Source organism: Pseudonocardia ailaonensis (assembly GCF_039531635.1).
GTDB classification, from domain to species: domain Bacteria; phylum Actinomycetota; class Actinomycetes; order Mycobacteriales; family Pseudonocardiaceae; genus Pseudonocardia; species Pseudonocardia ailaonensis.
Genome location: NZ_BAAAQK010000007.1, coordinates 156192 through 175606, shown reverse-complemented (window position 1 = coordinate 175606; position 19415 = coordinate 156192). Strand labels below are relative to the sequence as shown.

Here is a 19415-nt window from a genome sequence, read left to right as displayed (position 1 = left end):
AGCCTCCGGGCCGTGAGCACCCTGAGTCCGGCCCGGCAGGCCGCTCGTTCGGCCGCCGGCGCGGTCCCCGGCGAACGGGCCACCGGTCGTCAGGCCATGCGGCTGCTCGCCGCGTCGAGCCGGCCCCTCGTGGTGGGCGTCGTGGCGTGGACGGTGGCGAGCGCGCTGGCGCCGGCACTGGTCGTCGTGGCGCTCGGCGCCGTGGTCGGCGCGGTCACCGCCGCGGCGCAGCACGGCCTGGGCTCGGCGGACGGGCACCGGCTGCTGGTCGCGCTCGGCCTCGCCGCGCTCGTCTACGCGTTCTCGCTGGTCCTGGAGCCGATCGGGACCGCGCTGGGGACTGCGGCGCGCAGCAGGATCACCGGGGCGTTGCAGGGCAGGCTGCTCGCCGCCGTGGCGACCCCGGTCGGGACCGGCCATCTGGAGGACCCGGACGTCCTCGACCGCCTCGCCCGCGCGGAGGGCGGTCTCACCGGTTTCTTCCCCGGCGACGCCCCCGTGACCTGGGCCGGCGCGCTGGCGACCCGGCTCTCGGGCTACCTCGGCTGCGTCGTCGTGGCGGTCGCGAACTGGTGGATCGGCCTCGGGCTGCTCGTGATGTGGGTGCTGGTGCGTCGGATCGTGCTGGCCGCGGTCGTGCGGCAGGCCACCGAGCACCGCGGCCGGACCACCGCGATGCGCCGTGCCTGGTACTTCGCGGCGCTCGGCTCCAAGGCGGCCGCGGCGAAGGAGATCCGGGTCTTCGGGCTCGGTCCCTGGGTCGCCGGCCGGTTCGGCGACGAGTTCGGCGCCGCGATCCGCTCGGGCGCGGCGGGGTTGCGCAGCCTGCACCGCCGGGCGGCCGGCACCTTCCTCGTGGTGCTCGCCGGCACGACCGCCGCGCTCCTGGTGATCGGCGGGGACGCGCGGGGTCCGGCCGGAACAGGGCTGACCGGGACGGGGCTGGTCGGGACGGGGCAGATCGGGACGGGGCTGGGTCTGGCGGCGCTCGCCACGCTGCTGCCGATGCTCGCCGTCACCATGTCCGCGGGCACGGTCACGTTCGACGACATCACCCTCGCCTGGACGCTCGCCGGTCTCCCGGACGTCGACGGCCTGGAAGCCCGGCTCGCGCCCGCCCCGATGACCGGCGCCCGGGACGCCACCGGGCTGCCCCGCGGCGCGATCCGCCTGGAGGGGGTGCGCTTCCGCTATCCCGGCCAGGAGTCCGACGTCCTCGCCGGGGTCGATCTCGAGCTGCGCGCCGGCACCTCCACGGCGATCGTCGGGGTCAACGGCGCGGGCAAGACGACGCTGGTCGGGCTGCTCTCCCGGCTGCGGGACCCCGGCGGCGACGGACCGGCCGACGGCGACCCGATCCTCGGCGGCGGCCGGACCCCCGACGGCAGCCGGACCCCCGACGGCAGCCGGATCCTCGGCGGCGGCCGGATCCTGGTGGACGGCACCGACGCGCGCGAGCTCGACCCCGCGAGCTGGCAGCGGCAGGTGGCGATGGTGCCGCAGGCGCCCGTCCACTACCCCGCCAGCGCCTACGACAACGTCGCCTTCGGCGCGCCCGAGCACCTCGACGACCGCGAGGGCGTGCTCGCGGCGGCCGAGCGGGCCGGGTTCGCCGCGGTCGTCGCGACCCTGCCGGCGGGCTGGGACACGATGCTCGCCCGCGAGCTGCCCGGCGGGGTCGATCTGTCCGGTGGGCAGTGGCAGCGGCTCGCGCTGGCCCGGGCGCTGTTCGCGACCCGGCACGGCGCCGGCGTCCTGGTGCTCGACGAGCCCACGGCGGCGCTCGACGTGCGCGGCGAGGCCGACTTCTACGACCGGTTCCTCGGCATCACCGAGGGCCTGACCACGGTCGTCATCTCCCACCGCTTCTCGACGGTCCGGCGGGCCGACTCGATCTGCGTGCTCGACGGCGGCGTGATCACCGAGCGCGGCACGCACGACGAGCTGGTGGCCGCGGGCGGCACCTACGCCCGGATGTACGCCCTGCAGGCGGAGCGGTTCGCGTGAGCTCCCCCCGGCGTCCACTCCTGAGCCCACCCCGGAGCTCACCCCGCCGCGCCCGCCGGCTGCTGAACCTCCTGCTCCTCGACGGCTTCCGCACGGCGCCCCTGCAGATGTCGGTGATGACGGCGCTGCTCGTGCTCGGCGGGGCCGCGGCCGTCTGCTACCCGCTCGGGTTCCGCGTGCTCGTCGACGGGGCCCTGGCCGGGAACACCGGGCAGACGGTGACCGGTGCGCTGGTCGTCGGCGGGCTGCTGTCGTTGTCCTGGGTGCTGCAGGCGATCGGCGCGACGGAGGCGATGACGCTCTCCGACCAGGTGTCGGTGGCGCACACCGGCCGGCTGGTGCGGCTGATCAGCGGTGTCGACGGCCTGGAGCACCTGGAACGCCCGGAGTACCTCACCGAGGTCGAGCAGATCAGCACCCATCGCCGTCAGCTCGCGTCGGCGCCGCGGCTGCTGATGGGCAACGTCGCGTCCGTGGCCCGGATCGTCGCGTTGCTGGTGCTGTTGGCGTCGGTGTCCTGGTGGCTGCTCCTGGTGCCGCTCTGCGCGGTCCCGCCGCTCGTCGCGGACCGGTGGGCGAAGCGGATCACCCGCCGCACCGAGGACGACGCCGCCCACGACCGCCGCCGGGCCGGGATGCTGTTCTCGCTGGCCACGAGCGCGGACGCCGCCGGCGAGCTGCGCTCCTACGGGCTCGTCGGCCACCTCGCCGCCGAGCACCGCCGGCTCTCCGAGGCGGTGGACCGGCGCAGCGCCCGCGAGGCCGTGGCCGTGCTCGCGGTGCAGGGCACGGGCTGGCTGCTCTACGCGCTCGGGCTGATGGGGGCGATCGCGCTGGTCGTCGTCCAGACCACCCACGGGCTGCTCTCCTACGGGGCACTGCTCATGGCCGTCACGCTGATCCGGCGGGCCCGCGCGCAGCTCGCCACCGCGACCACCCGCTCCGGGCAGATGCTCACCACGCTCACCACCGCGGACCGGCTGCTCTGGCTGGAGGACCACGCGGCCGCGGAGTCCGCGCGGCGCGGCACCGGACCGGCGCCCGGGCACCTGCGCGGCGGCATCCGGCTGCGCGGGGTGGAGTTCACCTACCCGGGTACGGAGCACCCGGTGCTCGACGGCGTGGACCTCCTGCTGCCCGCGGGCGCCACCGTCGCGATCGTCGGCGAGAACGGCGCCGGCAAGTCGACCCTGGTCAAGCTGCTGCTGGGGATGTACCGGCCCGACGCCGGGAGCATCGACGTCGACGACGAGCCGCTCGCCGGCATGGACCCCGCGGCCTGGCGCGAGCGCTGCACCGCGGCGTTCCAGGACTTCGCGCGGCTGCACGAACCCGTCCGGACCTCGGTCGGCGTGGGTGATCTTCCCCGCATGGCCGACGAGGACGCCGTCACCGGAGCCCTGGACCGGGCGGGCGCCACGACCCTGGTGACGCGGCTCCCCGAGGGCCTCGACACGCTCGTCGGCAGCGCCTACACGGGCGGGCACGGCCTGTCCGGCGGACAGTGGCAGAAGCTCGCGCTGGGCCGCGGCCTGATGCGCGACGACCCACTGCTGGTCGTCCTCGACGAGCCCACGGCCAGCCTCGACGCCCAGGCAGAGCACGCCCTCTTCGCGCGCTACGCCCGGGCCGCACAGCGCGGCGCGGCCCGCTCCGGGGCCGTGACCGTGCTCGTCTCCCACCGCTTCTCGACGGTCCGGGCCGCCGACCTGATCGTCGTGCTGGAGGACGGCCGGGTGCGCGAGCGGGGCAGCCACGAGGAGCTGCTCGCGGCGGGCGGGCGGTACGCCGAGCTGTTCGCGCTGCAGGCGGCCGGGTACCGGTAGCGGCGCCCGTCGGGGGATGCTGTGCGCACGCCGGGGCGTTGCACGCGAGGATGGGTACCCGGCACCCGCCGTACTCGCGCGCTGTTCCGACCGACGGAGGACGTCACTGTGCTGGATCCCGCGGACCTGTACCGGGTCGAGGAAGGCGCGGAGGACAACCCCGCCGCCGACACCGACGGGTCGGTGCTGCTGGTGGTGCTCGACGGGTTCGTCGACGCCGGCAACGCCGGGCGGCTCGCGGTCGCGGCGCTGCGGGAGGGGAAGGAGCCCCGCGTCGTCGCCTCGTTCGACGTCGACCAGCTCGTCGACTACCGCTCCCGCCGGCCCCCGCTGACCTTCGACACGGACCGCTGGGCGGGCTACGAGGCCCCAGTGCTCGACGTCGTGGCCCTCACCGACTCCGCGGACACCGAGTACCTGCTGCTCGCCGGGCCCGAGCCGGACACCCAGTGGGAGCGGTTCGTCGCGGCCGTCGAGCAGATCGTGCGCCGCTTCAACGTGCGCCTGGTCGTCACGCTGTCGGGCATCCCGATGGCCGTGCCGCACACCCGGCCGATCGGCGTCACCGCGCACGGTTCCCGCAAGGAGCTGATCGAGGGCCACGAGCCCTGGTTCGCCGAGGCGCAGGTGCCGGGCAGCGCGCTGGCGCTGCTGGAGTACCGGCTCGGCGAGGCGGGGATCGACGCGATGGGCTTCGCCGTGCACGTCCCCCACTACCTCGCCCGCGCCGAGTACCCGCAGGCCGCACGGATCCTGCTGGACCACTCGTCGGTGTCGTCGGGGCTGTACCTGTCCACCGAGGAGCTGTCGAAGGCCGCGGAGCGCACCGACGCGGAGATCGCCGAACAGGTGGCCGGGTCGAGCGAGGTCGCCGAGGTCGTCGAGGCGCTGGAGAAGCAGTACGACACGGTCGCGGCCGGGCGCGAGAGCGGGATCGGGCTCGACGACCTGCCCAGCGCGGACGAGCTGGCCGCCGAGGTCGAGCGGTTCCTGGCCGGGCGCGAGGACCGCGACGACAAGGACGAGACCGGCCAGTAGCGGACAACAGGGCCGTCTCAGCGCCTCCACAGACGGGCCACAGGAAACGGGGGCATCCTCGGTCGTACGGCGCGGGTCGGTGGCCGACATCCCCCCTCACGGTCATCGGCCCGTGCCTCCGACATCTCCGGGAGGTGCCCCGTGCAGACCCCTCAGCGCACCCGCCCGATCCCCGCGCCGCGAGGGTCCGACGGACCGGCCACTCCCGCCGACCGGCTCGGTGAGACCGGCCCGCTCACGCCCGTCCTCTCCCGCGTGCCCGGGGTCCCCGGCCCCTCCGGGTCCGCCTCGGTGCGCGGGCTGCGCCGGGTGGCCGCGGACGCGACGGCGGTGCAGGGCGTCGGCGCCGGTCTGGCGCTCGCCGTGGCGGACGGCATCGGGGACTCCGCCGACGCCGCCCGGGCGGCGCACGTCGCCGCGGACGTGGCCGCCGCGGTCGCGCCCCGGGTCGGCAGCTTCCACGCGGTCCTCGCCGCCGGCGACGCCGTGCGCGCGGACTGCGCGACCGGCGACACCGTGCTCGTCGTCGCCGCCGGGTTGCCGGACGGCGGCTGGAGCGTCTCGTGGGTGGGCGACAGCCGGGCGCTGCTGGTCACCGAGCGGGACACCGAGGCGCTGACCCACGACCACACGGTCGCCGAGTACTTCCGGGAGCGCGGGGAGACCCCCGGCCCGCGGTGGGAGAACGTCGTCACCACGACGGTCCGCACGGCGACCGCCGACCAGGTCGGCACCGCCCGCGGCCCCGCCGTTCCCGGGACGCTCGTCCTGCTCAGCGACGGCATCCACCGCACCCTGGACCCGGAGACCATCGGCTTCCTCGTCCGCCGCGGCCCCGGCCCCGCCCGGGCCGCCCGCGCCCTGGTCGACGCGGCCCTCGCCGCCGGCACCCGCGACAACGCCACCGCCACCGTGGTCCCGCTGCCCCGTGAGTGGCGGTAGTCCGGAGCGCTCTGCTCACCGGCCCCCGGCCGCCGCTCGCGAGCTGGGTTACAGCAGGTCGAGGGCGGCGGCGACGACCGAGTCGGCGTCGATGCCGTGGTAGCGGTACACCGAGTCGAGGTCGCCGGACTGGCCGAAGCGGGTCACCCCCAGGTGCGTGGCCCGCACCTGGTTGATCCCCGCCAGGAACGCCAGGGTGTGCGGGTGGCCGTCGAGGAGCGTGACGAGCGGCGCGGCGCGGCGCGCCGGGAAGGCGGCGTCGAGGACCCAGGTGTCCGCGGCGCCGTGGCCGGCGCGGGCCTGGACCGCGTCGAACAGCAGCCCGGGGCTGGTGACCACCACGACGTCGACCGCCGTGCCGAGCGACTCCAGGCGCTCGGCCGCGGCCAGGGCCTCGGGAACCATCGCGCCCATCGCCGCGATCGTCACGGCCGGGTTCTCGGTGGAGCGCGGAGACGGAGCGTGCGGAGTCGACCATGAGCGGAGTGGGTAGGCGCCCGCGACGACCTGCTTGCGGCGGCGCTCCCGGGCCGCGGGATCGGCCGGGACAGATGCGAGTGACTGGTCCACCGGGCGCGTCGAGAGCCGCAGGTAAGCGCTGCTGCCGTCCGGGCGCCCGAGCCGCGCCAGCGAGGCCAGCAGCGTCCACTCGACGTCGATCGCGAACGCCGGCTCGTAGGTGAGGCAGCCCGGCTGCTCCAGACCCACGGACGGCGTGGTGATCGACTGGTGCGCCCCGCCCTCCGGCGCGAGCGACACCCCCGACGGCGTGCCGACCAGGATCGACTGGCCGCCGGCGTAGATCCCGAACGACCACGGCTCCAGCGCGCGCTCGACGAACGGGTCGTACATGACCCCGATCGGCAGCAGCGGCTGCCCCCAGCGCGACCAGGTCGCGCCCAGCTCCCCCAGCGCGCCGACGAGGTTGCCCTCGGCGATGCCCAGCTCGATGTGCTGCCCCGTGGGCTTCTCCCGCCAGTGCAGGATCGTCTCCGGGTCGTCGTCGAACCAGTCCCGGCGCTCGTCCGGCGACCAGACGCCGACCTTGTTCACCCAGCCGCCCAGGTTGGTGCTCGACGAGACGTCCGGGCACAGGGTGACCACCCGTCGCGCCGCCTCGGGGGCCTCGCGGGTGAGGTCGAGCAGCGCCCGTCCGAGCGCGGCCTGGGTGGTCGCCCGCCCGCTCGGCGTGCGGCCGATGTCCGTGGGCAGCACCGGGGCCGGCACCGCGGCGATCGGGTCCCGGCGCAGCCGCGACGCGGTCTCCGCGCACACCCGCCCCGCCGCGCTCGCCTCGGCGAACCGCTCCCACGGCTGCTCGGCCGACATCCCGGAGGCCGCCGCCAGCTCCCCGAACTGCTCGGCCGAGAGCAGCGACGAGTGGTTCTGTGGGTGCCCCTCGCTCGCCAGCCCGAAGCCCTTCACCGTGTACGCGAAGATCACCGTCGGGCGGGTGTCGTCGATCGCGGCGAAGGCGTCCCCGACCGCCGCCAGGTCGTGCCCACCGAGGTTGCGGACGGCGGCGTGGAGCGTCTCGTCGTCGAGCGTCGCGACGAGCGCGGCGAGCTCCGGGGAGTCGGGCAGCCGTTCGCGCTGCTGGGCCGGGGTGCAGCGCAGCAGCCGCTGGTACTCCGGGTTGGCCATCTCGTCGATCCGGCGGCGCAGCGCCTCACCCCCGGGCCGCTCGAAGAGCTCGGTGAGGATCCGCCCGTACTTGACGGTGAGGACCTGCCAGCCCGCGGCGGCGAACATGCCCTGCAGCCGCGGCGCCCCGATGTTCGGGACGACCCGGTCGAGGCTCTGCCGGTTCAGGTCGACGATCCACACGACCTCGCCCAGCTCGGCGACCATCGGATCGAGGATGGCCTCCCACACCGCGCCCTCGTCGAGCTCCGCGTCCCCGACCAGCGAGTACTGGCGACCCGCGCCCGCCTGCTCCCCCAGCGTCGTCACGTAGCGGCGCGCCAGCGCGCCCCAGATCGGGGCCGTGGCGCCGATGCCGACCGAGCCCGTGGAGTAGTCGACGGGATCGGGGTCCTTCGAGCGCGACGGGTAGGACTGCAGCCCGCCGAACGCGCGCAGCGTGGTCAGGTACTCCTCGTCGAGCTCGCCGAGCAGGTAGTTGATCGCGTGCAGCACCGGCGAGGCGTGCGGCTTGACCGACACCCGGTCCCCCGCGCGCAGCTGCTCGAACCACAGCGCCGTCATCAGGGTCGTCATCGACGCCGACGACGCCTGGTGCCCACCGACCTTCAGCCCGGTCGGGTTGGGCCGCACCCGGTTCGCATGGTCGATGATCGCGGTGGAGAGCCAGCGCACCCGCTGCTCGATCTCACCCAGCACCGCGAGACGGTCCGCTGTGGGGGCCGGCGCTGACATGGGGCTCCTCTCGACGCACACTGCTTCACACAGGCCATCACTTCCGATGATCCTGCACAACTCCGGGCCTCACGACCGTGCAGAATGCACGTTGACGGACCCCGGACCCCGCACGGAGGCGAGCAGAGTGCCCAACCCGATCGACGCCCTGGACGCGCGGCTGCTGCGCGCCCTCACCGCCCACCCGCGGGCCACCGCGCTCGCGCTGGCCGAGCAGGTCGGGGCCTCCCGCAACACCGTGCAGGCCCGGCTGGGGCGCCTGGAGGAGGCGCTGGGGAGCTTCGAGCGCCGGATCGACCCGGCGTCGCTGGGCTATCCGCTGTCCGCGTACGTCACGGTCACGGTGGTGCAGCGCCTGCTCACGCCGGTGTCGGAGGCGCTCGCCGCGGTGCCGGAGGTGCTCGAGGTCCTGGGCATGACGGGCGACGAGGACCTGCTGGTGCGCCTCGCCGCCCGCGACGCGGACGACCTCTACCGGATCGCGGGCCGGCTGCTGGCGATCGAGGGCGTGGAACGGACCTCGACGTCGATGGTCATGCGCACGCTCGTCGAACACCGCGTCACCCCCCTCCTCGACCGCATCACCGCACGTCAAACCCCGTGAGTGGCAATAGTCGCCAGAGCGACTATTGCCACTCACGAGGGTTCCCGGGCCTACTTGTACGAGTTCGGCCCGTTCGTCGCTCTTCTCCCCGAGAACCCGCCTCCCCGCCCCCCGGAGACCCGTCATGACCACCGTGCTGATCGTCATCGTGCTGCTCGTGGTGATCGTCGTCGTGGCCGGCGCGCTCGCCGTCGTCGTCTACAACCGGCTCGTGACCTCGCGCAACGCGGTCGACAACGCCTGGTCGCAGATCGACGTGCAGCTGCGCCGCCGCCACGAGCTCATCCCCAACCTGGTCGAGACGGTGAAGGGGTACGCCGCGCACGAGCGGCAGACCCTCGACTCGGTCACCGCCGCCCGCGCCGCCGCCGTGTCCGCCACCGGGCCCGCCGAACAGGCCGCCGCCGAGAACCAGCTGACCGGCGCGCTGCGCAGCCTGTTCGCGGTGGCCGAGGCCTACCCGCAGCTGCAGGCCGGGCGGAACTTCTCGGAGCTGCAGGCCGAGCTCGGCGAGACCGAGAACCGCATCGCCTACTCGCGGCAGTACTACAACGACGCCGTCCTGACCTACAACAACGCCTGCCAGACGGTGCCCACGAACATCGTCGCGGGCATCGCCGGCTTCCGGACCCGCGACTACTTCACCGCGCCGGACGCCGAGCGCGGCCCCGTCCAGGTCCGGTTCTAGATGTCCGTCGCGCTCGCGCTGCTCGGCGTCCTGATCGCCGGCGGCGCCTGGTTCGCGCTGCTCACGGTCGTGATGGCGGCCTCCCGCACACCACCGGTGCGGCCCGGACCCGCGACCGGCGCGCTCGGCCCGGAGTCGCCGGCGATCGTCGACCTGGTCACCGGCGGCTGGGAGCTCTGCGACGAGGCCGCCTCGGCGACCCTGCTCGACCTCGCCGCCCGGCGGGTGATCGGCATCGAGGAGATCGGCCCGGAGCTGTCGCTGGTCCGGCTCGGCCGCGGCGATCCGCCCGCGCTCGCCCCCTACGAGAAGCTGGTGCTCGACCACGTCCGGACGCTGGCGACGGCCGACGGCGTGGTCGCCACCGGCGCACTCGCCGAGGGCGCCCGCAACCTCGGGAGCTGGTGGAAGAGCTTCACCAAGGCCGTGATCGCCGAGGCCCGCGCGGCGGGGCTGTCCCGTCCGCGCTGGAGCGCGGCACAACGGACGCTGCTGCTCGGCGCGGCCGTGGTTCCCGCCGCGGTCGTCGGGATCGCCGCCGCGGTCTGGCTGACGAAGCCGGACGACGGCCCGATAGGCCCCTTCGCCGGCGGCGCGGTGCTCGCGTTCGCGGGGCTGTCCGCGCTGGTCGGCAAGCTGGATCGGGAACGCGGCACGCAGGCCGGGGCCGACGCCGCGGGACGCTGGCTCGGGGTGCGCGAGCACCTCGCGGGCGCCCGGTTCGCCGAGGCGCCGGCCGCGTCCGTGACGATCTGGGGCCGCCCGCTCGCCTACGCCGCGGCCCTCGGGCTGGCCGGCCGGGCCGTCGCGGGGCTGCCGGTGAGCACCCCCGCGGACGACAGCCGCGCCTGGTCGGACCGGGGCGGGATGTGGCACGTGGTCCACGTCGACTACCGCGGGCCCGGCCCGTGGGGGCGGTTCTTCTGGGGCCGCTCGCCGCTGCACACGGTCGGCCGGCTGGCGCTGGCGGCGATCCCGTCGTGGGGGTTCGCGTTCCTCCTGGGCATCCTCGCCCGCGCCCTGCTGGACTCCCCGTTCCCGCCGGAGGCCGTCGGGTTCGTGGGGCTGGTGCTGGTCGTCGCGGTGCCGCTGGTGAACCTGCTGCTCGACGCCGCCGGGAGGTCCACCGTGGAGGGTCAGGTCGTGCGGCTGCGCACGAAGGTGCGCAAGCAGAACGACAGCTCCACCACCTACGACCACTACGTCGGGCTCGACACCGGGGCCGCCCGCGGCGTCCACGCGGTGGGCACCGACGAGACCCGCTGGAACTCCCTGACCGAGGGGGACGTGGTGCGGGCGACGATCTCCGGACGGATCGGCTGGCTCCACGAGGTCGAGATCCTCACCCCCTCCCGCATGCGCCCCACCGGCCCCGCCGCCGCCCCCACCCCGGACTGAGCGAACGGCACTCTCGCTCAGTCCTAGTGAGCGAGCGGCACTTTCGCTCACCGGCCCCGGTGCCGGCAGCGGCAGCCGCCACCCCGCGCCCGCCCAATGAGCGAACGGCACTTTCGCTCGCTAGGTGTGAGCGACCGCGCCGCTCGCTCATTCGGCGTCGCGATAGCGTCCGATCATGTCGCTGTTCCCCTCCACCGAACGGACCCTGCTCGCCCGCGTCGCCCGGGCCCAGTGCGACGGGCGGTGTCCCTCGCTCGTCGCCGGGGTCGTCCGCGAGGGGAAGCTGGTGTGGCACACGGGAAGGGGGGCTGTCGAGGAGCCTGCCGACGACGTCCAGTACCGCCTCGGCTCGATCTCCAAGACGGTCTGCGCGATCACCGTCCTGCGGCTGCGCGACGAGGGCCTGCTCGACCTCTCCGACACCCTCGAGCAGCACCTCCCCGGCACCCCGCTCGGCGACCGCACGCTCACCCAGCTGCTCTCCCACACCGGCGGCGTGACGAGCGAGTCCCCCGGCCTGTGGTGGGAGCGCACCCCCGCCCAGGAGCTGCCCCTCTCCGCCGCCGACCGGGTCCTCCCCGCGGGTCGCCGCTTCCACTACTCCAACCTCGGTTTCGGGCTGCTCGGCGAGCTGGTCGCCCGCGCCCGCGGCCGTTCCTGGGACGTCGTCGCGACCGACGAGGTGCTCCGCCCGCTCGGCATGACCCGCACCACCCCACGCCCCGAAGGCCGTGCGGCACAGGGCTATGCCGTGCACCCGTGGTCGGACGAGGTGCTGCCCGAGCCCGAGCACCACGCCGGGATCATGGCTCCCGCGGGCCAGCTCTGGGCCACCGCCCGCGACCTGGCCCGCCTGGGCGCCTTCCTGCTCGGCGACGGCGGCGGAGTCCTCTCCCCGGACACCGTCGAGGAGATGACGCTCCCGGCCGGCGTGGACTTCTCGGGCGCCTGGGGCTCGTACGGGCTCGGAGTGCAGGTGCAGCAGAAGGACGGGCGCACCCTCGTGGGGCACGGCGGCTCGATGCCCGGCTTCCTGGCCGGCCTCTGGTGCGACCGCGAGGAGGGCACGGCGGCGCTCGCGCTCGCCAACGTCACCTCCGGGCTGGACGGCGCCCTGCCCGCGACCCTGCTGGCCGATCTCCGCGAGGCCGAGCCGACGATCGTCGCGGAATGGTCGCCGTCGCCCTCGCCGGTGCCCGCGAGCCTGCTCGGACCCTGGTACTGGGGCCCCTCGCCGTACGTGCTGCGCGCGGTCCCGGGAGGACTGCTGCACCTGGGCGGGCTCGGCAGGCCCGGGCGCTCGTCGCGGTTCCGGGCCCGGGAGGACGGCACCTGGGTCGGCCTCGACGGCTACTTCGCCGGGGAGACCCTCCGGCTCGACCCGGTCGCCCTCAACCTCGCCACGTTCGTCTTCACCCGCACCCCGTACGACCCGGCCGCACCCGTCCCCGGCGGGGTCGACGCCGGAGGCTGGCAGGTCCCGTGACGTTCGGGTAACGATCACCGCACCGCTGCCCCACGGTCGTCGGGCACGTTCCGGCAGGTCGCCGCAGTGCGCAACACGGCGCAACTCGCGAAACAAATCCGGACTCATCGGTTGACGACGGCGAATTCGGGTCCGATGGTGACGAACACGACCACCGGACCCGACCCGAGGACGCCGCCGATGACCGTCAAGGAACCCACGACCGGGCCCGACACCGCGCCGGACCCCGACCCGGAACCGCGTCCCGATGCCGCAGCGGAGACGGGCGCAGCGGAGACGGGCGCGGCGGAGCGGCCCCGCTCGACCGACCGTGTGGTGTTCGGCGTCTCGGCCGCCCTCGTGGTGGCGTTCATCGCCTGGGGGATCCTCGGCACGGACACTCTGTCCTCGGTGGCCACGGCGGCACTCGGCGGGATCATGAGCGGCGGCGGCTGGTTCTTCATCCTGGCCGCCAGCGGGTTCGTGGTGTTCGCGCTCTGGCTCGCGATCAGCCGCTACGGCCGCATCCCGCTGGGGCGCGACGGCGAGCGTCCCGAGTTCCGGACGAGCTCGTGGGTGGCGATGATGTTCTCCGCCGGCATGGGCATCGGGCTGATGTTCTACGGCGTCGCGGAGCCGCTGTCGTTCTTCACCTCACCGCCGCCGGGCTCCGGCGCCGCGCCGGGCACCCCCGCCGCGCTCGACGCCGCGATGGCGACCACGCTCTTCCACTGGACCCTGCACCCGTGGGCGATCTACGCCGTCGTCGGGCTCGCGATCGCCTACGGCACCTTCCGCAAGGGCCGCAGCCAGCTCATCTCGGCCGCGTTCGCGCCGCTGCTCGGCACCCGGCGCACCGAGGGCCCGCTCGGCAGGGCGATCGACATCTTCGCGATCTTCGCGACGCTCTTCGGCTCGGCCGCCTCGCTGGGCCTCGGCGCCCTGCAGATCGGCGGCGGGCTGAAGGCCGGCGGCTGGATGGAGAACCCCGGCACCGGGCTGCTCGTCGGCATCATCGCGGTGCTCACGGTCGCGTTCATCGTCTCCGCGGTGTCGGGTGTCGCCAAGGGCATCCAGTGGCTGTCGAACATCAACATGGTGCTCGCCGCGATCCTGGCGTTCTTCGTGTTCGTGGTCGGCCCGACCGTGCTGATCCTCAACCTGCTGCCGGGCACCGTGGGGCACTACCTGTCCGACCTGGCGTCGATGGCCGCCCGCACCGGCGCCGACGGCCCCGAGGCGGCCTCGTGGCTGCAGAGCTGGACGGTCTTCTACTGGGCCTGGTGGATCTCGTGGACGCCGTTCGTCGGCATGTTCATCGCGCGGATCAGCCGCGGCCGTTCGGTCCGCCAGTTCATCGCCGGCGTCATCCTGATCCCGAGCGTCGTGTCGCTGGTGTGGTTCGCGATCTTCGGCGGGGCGGCGATCTCGCAGCAGCAGTCCGGCAACGACCTCGCGTCGGCGAGCACCGAGGGCCAGCTGTTCGGGCTCCTGCAGTCCTACCCGGGCGGGGCGATCCTGTCCGTGGTCGCGATGCTGCTGGTGGCGATCTTCTTCGTCTCCGGGGCGGACGCCGCGTCCGTCGTCATGGGCACGATCTCCCAGAAGGGCTCCATCGAGCCGGGCCGCGGCATCGTGATCTTCTGGGGCACGGTGATGGGCGCGATCGCGGCGGTGATGCTGCTGGTCGGCGGCTCGGACGCGCTGTCGGGCATTCAGAACATCACGATCATCATGGCGCTGCCGTTCGTGATCGTCATGGTGGCGCTGTGCGTCTCGCTGTTCAAGGACCTGCGCTCGGACCCCTTGATGCGCAGGGAGAACAAGGCCAGCGAGGCGGTCGAGCAGGCGGTCGAGTACGGCATGGAGGCCCACGACGGCGACTTCATCCTCACCGTCAAACCGCGCACGATGGCGGAGGGCGCGGCGGAGGCGAAGTCCCGCGGCGGCGGCACGAGGCTCCCCGGCGAGCCGCGGTAGCCCCGGTAGCCCCGATCGCCCCGCGAGCCGGAACCACCCGCGAGTCGACACTTCTCGGAGGCCGAAACACACATCTGCGACGTCGGCGGGTGAGCCGAGCAGACCCTTCCGCACCGCGAGCCGGGGTCCGGCACGGCTATACCCGATCGTCCCGTCCGGGTGCCCGGCCACCCCCTCTGTCCCCCCGCCCCGGGGAGCTGAGAGGGTGGCCGGAATGCGTCTCGTCTTCGCCCCGGGTGACGACCAGGGATACGCCGGAGCGCGGGACCGGTTGCTGGAAGCGTTCCTCACCTGGTCGCGCCGGCGCCGCGTCTCCGCCGACGTCTTCCTGGTCGCCGCCGCACTCGACTACAAGTACGCGCTGGACCGCCGGCTCGGCCGCTGGACCCGCGCGCACGTCGCCGATGCCCTGGGCATGTGGTTCCCCCGGCACGTCACGGTGCTCGACGCCGACGAGGTGCCGGAGGCCTTCCACGCCCTGATCGACTTCCTCGGCGACTCCGACGGCCTGGACTCCCGGAGCTCGTCGCGCGCGGAGCTGCACGCCCAGGTGCGGGACTCCACGCCCGCCCTGCTCGACGGCATCGCCGACGAGCGCAACTACGACCTCGGCAAGTTCTGGGGCGTCCAGCTGCGCCGCCACGGCGTCGACCCGGCCGATCCCCGTGCGGTGCAGCGTTTCCTCGACCGGGCCCGGTCCGGCGAGGTCGACATCGACCGGGCCGCGCTCGCCGAGATCACCCGCCGCGAGGAGCAGACCCCGCGCGATCCCGCGCCCCCGCCCGAGCTGCCGCCGGTGCTGCTGCCCAGCGCGGCGGACATGGTGCAGGCCGCCCAGGACAGCGTCGCGCTCGACCTGCTGCGCAGGCTCACGGGCTGGGTGCGCGCGGGCCGCCGGCTCACCCGCGACGGCCGCCTCGGCCTGGCGGACGCGCTGAGCCTCGCCGAGCTGCTCGGGCTCGACCAGCTCTACCGGGACACCGCGCGCAAGAGCACGGACCTGCCCGACACGTCGATGATGCTGCACTGGGCCAAGGCCGCGCGGCTCGTCCGGCCGGTCAACGGGCGACTCGTGCAGGTCAAGAGCGCGGCGCGGGACCTCCACCGGCCCATCGAGCTGTGGCGACGCGTGTTCGGCTCGGTCGGGCGGATCGGCGACCACCTGGGCGGCACGGACGTCTTCGGCGCGCCGTCGCTCTTCGGCATGTCCCTGGCCGACGCGTTCCCGATCCTCTGGCTCGAGCTCTACGCCGCGGGCGGCGGGCCGATCCCGGTCGAGCTGTTCCACCGGCTGGTCCGCGAGGCGGTCAACGACTCGTGCGGCTGCGTCGTCGACGACCTCGCCGGGGACGCCGAGGGCCGGCTCTGGCGCCGGGACGTCACCGCCCTGCTCGACGCGTTGGAGCTGCTCGGCGCGGTGGAGCTCGGCGAGCTGCTCGACACCGACGAGCTCGACGGGCTCGTCGAGCTGTCCGGCCGCGAGGACCCGGACCCGACCATCGTCTCGCTCACGCCGATGGGGCTGTGGGCGGTGCACGAGATGCTCATCGACCAGGGCCTGCACGCCCCGCTGCCGGGCGAGCTCGCGGACGAGGACATCGAGTACGTCTGCGTGCGGATGTCGGACGTGCGGCCGGCCGTCGCGGAGGCGGAGCTCGACGCGTGGGTGGCGGCCCGGGCGTCGAGGGACGCGGCCCGGGAGCTCACCCGCTTCCTCGCCCGCACGGACGATCCCCTGCACCGCGACCTCGCCCTCCACGCCCTGGCCCGCACGGGCTCGCGGGGCCTGGCGGAGGCCAAGCGCCTCCGCTCGGTCACCGACCCCGCCGACCCGAGGGACGACGAGCTCCTCCTCTCGTAACCCCGCTCAGACCCGCGAGTCGGCACGTTCGGGAGGCCGAATGTGACGTTCGCGCGCGTCGTGAGCGTGTGTTTCGGCCTCCGAAAAGTGCCGACTCGCGGGTCTGGTGGGGGTCTAGACGGGCGTGGGGAGGTCGCGGCGGGAGTGGCGGAGGATCACCGCGGTGCCGGCCAGGGCGAGCAGGACGAGGCAGCCCAGCAGGAACGGGTAGCTCGCCAGGCCGCTGAGCAGGGCGAGGACGCTCGGGAGCAGGAAGCCGACGTAGGCCAGGGCGTAGTAGGCGCCGGTCATCGCGGCGAGGCGTTCCGGGCGGACCAGGCGCTGCAGCTCCAGCAGGCCCCCGACCAGCGCGATCCCGTAGGCGGCGCCGAGCACGAGCGCGGCGGCGAGGGCCGGCCACGGCGAGCGGAGGGCCGCCGCGACCGCGCTGACCGCCAGGCCCGCCGACATCAGCACCATCCCCGACAGCACCGCGCGGGCGCTGGTGGTGCGGTCGAGCCGGCGGGCGAACGGCTGCACCAGAGCCCCCGCGCCGAGGGTCGCGACCGTGATCAGCGTCGAGAAGGCGAGGCCGTGCGACCCGAGCTTCTCCCCCACGACCTGCGGGAGGATCGCGTAGGCCACCCCGGCCGAGCCGAAGATCCACGGCGCCATCGGGGCGATCACGCGCAGGAAGCGGGGACGGCGGGCGTCGGCGAAGCGGGCCGACGACGCCGCCGGACCCGCCCCGCGGGTCTCCGGTACCCGGACCAGCGAGACGAGCGCACCTGCGGCGAGCACCGCGTGCAGGACGAAGGGCCACACCCGCACCCCTGGCACGTCGAGCCAGGTCAGGAGCTGGGCGAACGCGCCCGCGACGCCCGCGCCGAGGCCGAACCCGAGGGTGAGCCAGAGGGCGCCGCGCCGGGTCCCGGTCGGGGCCGGTGCCCCGCCCAGCACGGAGAGCTCGGTGACCCACGTGGATCCGACGGCCATCGCGACGGCCACCCCGAAGCCCGTCACGAAGCGGCCGGCGGCCACCCAGCCCACGCCGAGCGGGCCGAGGGCGATCAGCACGCTGGCCAGCAGCGACAGCGCCGTCCCCGCCACCATCACGGGTTTGCGGCCGAAACGCTCGCTCAGCGAGCCGGCCAGCAGGAGGCCGGGCACGAGCCCGATCACGTAGGCGCCCAGGAGGGCGTCGACCGTGACGATCGAGAGCCCGGCCTCGCGGTAGACCACGAGCAGCGGGGTGAACTGGTTGCCGCCCCAGCCGCACGCGAAGACCGCGACGGCGGCGGGCCACCAGATGGACCTCGCGGCGGACCGCGGCATCGAACCTGCGGCGGGCCGCGGCGTCGAACCTGCGGTCGCCGTCCGGTCCTGCCTGCTCACCGCCGGTGCGTCCCGTCCAGGTGGGCGCGTAGGGCGGTGGCGAAGCCGGCGTCGTCCCCCGCCTCGACCTGCCCGATCAGCTCCTCGTGCTCCCGCAGCACCACGGCGGTGTGGCCGGGCACCGGGCCGAGGGCGTGCACGCTCATCCGGCGCTGCCGGTCCGCGAGGCTCTCGTAGAACCGCATGGTCAGCGCGTTGCCCCCGGCGGCGACGAGGGTGCGGTGGAAGGCCTCGTCCGCCTCGGCGAAGGCGTGCAGGTCGGTGTGGCCGTGCTGGACGTGGCTGTGCTGGACCTCCAGTGCCGCGCGCAGCTCGGCGACGGCGGCGGGGATCCGGTCGGGCCGGCGCAGCAGCCGGCGCACGGCGGCGATCTCGACCGCCTCGCGCGCGTCGAGCACGTCCTCGGCCTCACCCGGCGGCACCGGGACGACGACCGCGCCGCGCTTGGGGATCAGCCTGAGGAGGTCCTCGGCCTGCAGCCGCAGGAACGCCTCGCGCACCGGGGTGCGGCTCACGCCGAGCCGTCCGGCGATCTCGCCCTCGCTGAAGAGGTGGCCGCCGGGCAGCTCCCCCGACAGGACGAGCTCCTTGGTCAGGGCGTAGGCGCGATCGGCCGCGGGCGCTTCGGGGGACACGCCCGAGACGCTAACAGCACAGGTGCAAGCTTGTATCTATGCTGGCCGTCACGGCTCAGTTCGGAGCGGCGTCCCCGTAGTGGATCATCGGCGCGGTGCCGGACAGCTCGTCGCAGAGATCGGACAGGCGGCTGTCGAGCCGCTGCTGCACCCGCTCGAGCCCGTCGAGCTCGATCATGATCTCGACGGAGCTGCGCGGCCCGTCGATGCCGGACAGCACCCGGCGCAGCTCGGCCCGGAGCTCGGCGATGCGCTCGCGGCACTCCTCGACGGCACTGCGGTGCGCCGCGAGCCGGGCGCGCTGGCTGGCGTCCAGGGACTCCGGCAGGGAGTCGAGGCGGTCCTGCAGGCGGTGCGGGTTCACGGGCGGGTCCTCCCCGGTGATGGTCGAGGTGTCGACGATCACGATGTGATCGTCGACACAGCCGACGGTAGACGAGGACCGGCCGGAGTGAAAGGCGGTCCCGAAGTGTGGGAACGCTCAGGCGGAGCGACGGTCCTGCTGCTGCGGGATGACCACGCCCGACGCCGGGATCCCCAGCGCGCGGCGGCGCTCGGTGGCCAGGTCGGTGGTCAGGTGGAAGTGCCCGTGCCGCGACCGCTTGCACACGTAGGCGCGCTGCGCGCGGGCGCCCAGCTCCTCCAGCTCGCGGGCGGCGGCCTCGGCGGACTCGCGGTCCGAGTAGATGACCTTGCCGTCGCCACCGATGCCCTGCCGGCGCGGGGCGGCGCCTGCCAGCTCGGCGCGGCTCGGCTTGCAGAAGACGGGCCGGCCGGAGTTCATCAGCCGCGCGTAGCGCAGGAGGATCCGGGCACGGTCGCGGTCCACGACGTGGCCCTGGGGCTCGGCCGGCTCGCGGCCGACCGCCACGGACAGCCCTGCGGGGCCACCCTCGGGGGAGACGCGCTGGCGTGGCAGCAGCCGGGCGACCTTGGCCAGGTCGCTCGGGGACGGGGCCTGGCGCGGCACGAAGCGCCGGACATCCGCGAGGTCGCCGGCGCCGTCGCCGGAGCCCGCGTTGTCGCCGATGCCGTGTGCCTGCTCGCTCATGCCGTCCTCCACTGTCCGTGACCGGTGGCTCGTCCGTTGTCTGGTGATCGTGTGGACCATCCTGCCCCGTTACCGGCCTGCGCCGGGGTCCCACGATCGTGTCGATTTTCCGATGACGTAACGGTCCGTAGCAGATCACCGCTGAGGTTGACGACGCTGCGCACACG

15 protein-coding genes are annotated in these 19415 nt (G+C 74.5%); 10 read left to right on the top strand and 5 right to left on the bottom strand.

Translation table 11 applies throughout. The features are described from left to right. Positions 1-12 precede the first annotated feature (12 nt). From ABD324_RS15545 to ABD324_RS15530, 4 genes are all read left to right on the top strand, one after another. Positions 13-2007, top strand: a complete 1995-nt coding sequence (locus ABD324_RS15545; protein WP_344417122.1) for an ATP-binding cassette domain-containing protein — start codon at positions 13-15, stop codon at positions 2005-2007. Next, on the top strand, positions 2004-3833 hold the full coding sequence (locus ABD324_RS15540) for an ABC transporter ATP-binding protein (RefSeq protein ID WP_344417119.1): 1830 nt from the start codon (positions 2004-2006) through the stop codon (positions 3831-3833). The genes ABD324_RS15545 and ABD324_RS15540 overlap by 4 nt, the downstream gene beginning before the upstream one ends. Before the next feature lie 108 nt (positions 3834-3941). Further along, positions 3942-4871 carry a proteasome assembly chaperone family protein gene (locus ABD324_RS15535; protein ID WP_344417116.1) on the top strand — a complete coding sequence of 310 codons (930 nt, stop codon included), beginning with the start codon at positions 3942-3944 and terminating at the stop codon, positions 4869-4871. A gap of 141 nt (positions 4872-5012) precedes the next feature. After that, on the top strand, positions 5013-5813 hold the full coding sequence (locus ABD324_RS15530) for a PP2C family protein-serine/threonine phosphatase (protein WP_344417114.1): 801 nt from the start codon (positions 5013-5015) through the stop codon (positions 5811-5813). A gap of 48 nt (positions 5814-5861) precedes the next feature. Here the strand turns inward: ABD324_RS15530 and ABD324_RS15525 are convergent, their stop codons facing one another. Further along, positions 5862-8192 carry a transketolase-like TK C-terminal-containing protein gene (locus ABD324_RS15525; protein ID WP_344417111.1) on the bottom strand — a complete coding sequence of 777 codons (2331 nt, stop codon included), beginning with the start codon at positions 8190-8192 and terminating at the stop codon, positions 5862-5864. 127 nt (positions 8193-8319) lie between these two features. Here ABD324_RS15525 and ABD324_RS15520 point away from each other — a divergent pair, with 127 nt between their 5' ends. The 6 genes from ABD324_RS15520 to ABD324_RS15495 all read left to right on the top strand — a co-directional run bounded on the left by ABD324_RS15520 (position 8320) and on the right by ABD324_RS15495 (position 16188). After that, positions 8320-8796 carry an Lrp/AsnC family transcriptional regulator gene (locus ABD324_RS15520; RefSeq protein WP_344417108.1) on the top strand — a complete coding sequence of 159 codons (477 nt, stop codon included), beginning with the start codon at positions 8320-8322 and terminating at the stop codon, positions 8794-8796. A gap of 124 nt (positions 8797-8920) precedes the next feature. After that, on the top strand, positions 8921-9484 hold the full coding sequence (locus ABD324_RS15515; RefSeq protein WP_344417105.1) for a LemA family protein: 564 nt from the start codon (positions 8921-8923) through the stop codon (positions 9482-9484). After that, on the top strand, positions 9485-10882 hold the full coding sequence (locus tag ABD324_RS15510) for a DUF2207 family protein (RefSeq protein ID WP_344417103.1): 1398 nt from the start codon (positions 9485-9487) through the stop codon (positions 10880-10882). A gap of 175 nt (positions 10883-11057) precedes the next feature. Then, positions 11058-12368 carry a serine hydrolase domain-containing protein gene (locus tag ABD324_RS15505; RefSeq protein WP_344417100.1) on the top strand — a complete coding sequence of 437 codons (1311 nt, stop codon included), beginning with the start codon at positions 11058-11060 and terminating at the stop codon, positions 12366-12368. A gap of 180 nt (positions 12369-12548) precedes the next feature. Continuing rightward, a complete protein-coding gene (locus ABD324_RS15500) occupies positions 12549-14327 on the top strand; it encodes a BCCT family transporter (protein ID WP_344417097.1) in 1779 nt (592 codons plus the stop codon). 214 nt (positions 14328-14541) lie between these two features. Continuing rightward, positions 14542-16188, top strand: coding sequence for a hypothetical protein (locus tag ABD324_RS15495; RefSeq protein WP_344417094.1), 1647 nt, complete (start codon positions 14542-14544; stop codon positions 16186-16188). 114 nt (positions 16189-16302) lie between these two features. Here the strand turns inward: ABD324_RS15495 and ABD324_RS15490 are convergent, their stop codons facing one another. From ABD324_RS15490 to ABD324_RS15475, 4 genes are all read right to left on the bottom strand, one after another. Continuing rightward, positions 16303-17502, bottom strand: a complete 1200-nt coding sequence (locus tag ABD324_RS15490) for an MFS transporter (protein WP_344417091.1) — start codon at positions 17500-17502, stop codon at positions 16303-16305. A gap of 56 nt (positions 17503-17558) precedes the next feature. Further along, on the bottom strand, positions 17559-18197 hold the full coding sequence (locus tag ABD324_RS15485; RefSeq protein WP_344417089.1) for a GntR family transcriptional regulator: 639 nt from the start codon (positions 18195-18197) through the stop codon (positions 17559-17561). Between the two features lie 55 nt (positions 18198-18252). Beyond that, positions 18253-18603: a hypothetical protein gene (locus ABD324_RS15480; RefSeq protein WP_344417087.1), complete on the bottom strand. Its 351-nt coding sequence runs from the start codon at positions 18601-18603 to the stop codon at positions 18253-18255. 75 nt (positions 18604-18678) lie between these two features. Further along, complete coding sequence (locus tag ABD324_RS15475) at positions 18679-19248, bottom strand: hypothetical protein (protein ID WP_344417085.1); 570 nt, start codon at positions 19246-19248, stop codon at positions 18679-18681. Positions 19249-19415 lie beyond the last annotated feature (167 nt).

Coding starts and splice junctions, on each gene's coding strand:
- ABD324_RS15525 (WP_344417111.1), bottom strand. CDS start 8,192: ATGTCAGCGCCGGCCCCCACAGCGGACCGTCTCGCGGTGCTGGGTGAG.
- ABD324_RS15500 (WP_344417097.1), top strand. CDS start 12,549: ATGACCGTCAAGGAACCCACGACCGGGCCCGACACCGCGCCGGACCCC.
- ABD324_RS15475 (WP_344417085.1), bottom strand. CDS start 19,248: ATGAGCGAGCAGGCACACGGCATCGGCGACAACGCGGGCTCCGGCGAC.
- ABD324_RS15490 (WP_344417091.1), bottom strand. CDS start 17,502: ATGCCGCGGTCCGCCGCGAGGTCCATCTGGTGGCCCGCCGCCGTCGCG.
- ABD324_RS15505 (WP_344417100.1), top strand. CDS start 11,058: ATGTCGCTGTTCCCCTCCACCGAACGGACCCTGCTCGCCCGCGTCGCC.
- ABD324_RS15515 (WP_344417105.1), top strand. CDS start 8,921: ATGACCACCGTGCTGATCGTCATCGTGCTGCTCGTGGTGATCGTCGTC.
- ABD324_RS15510 (WP_344417103.1), top strand. CDS start 9,485: ATGTCCGTCGCGCTCGCGCTGCTCGGCGTCCTGATCGCCGGCGGCGCC.
- ABD324_RS15495 (WP_344417094.1), top strand. CDS start 14,542: ATGCGTCTCGTCTTCGCCCCGGGTGACGACCAGGGATACGCCGGAGCG.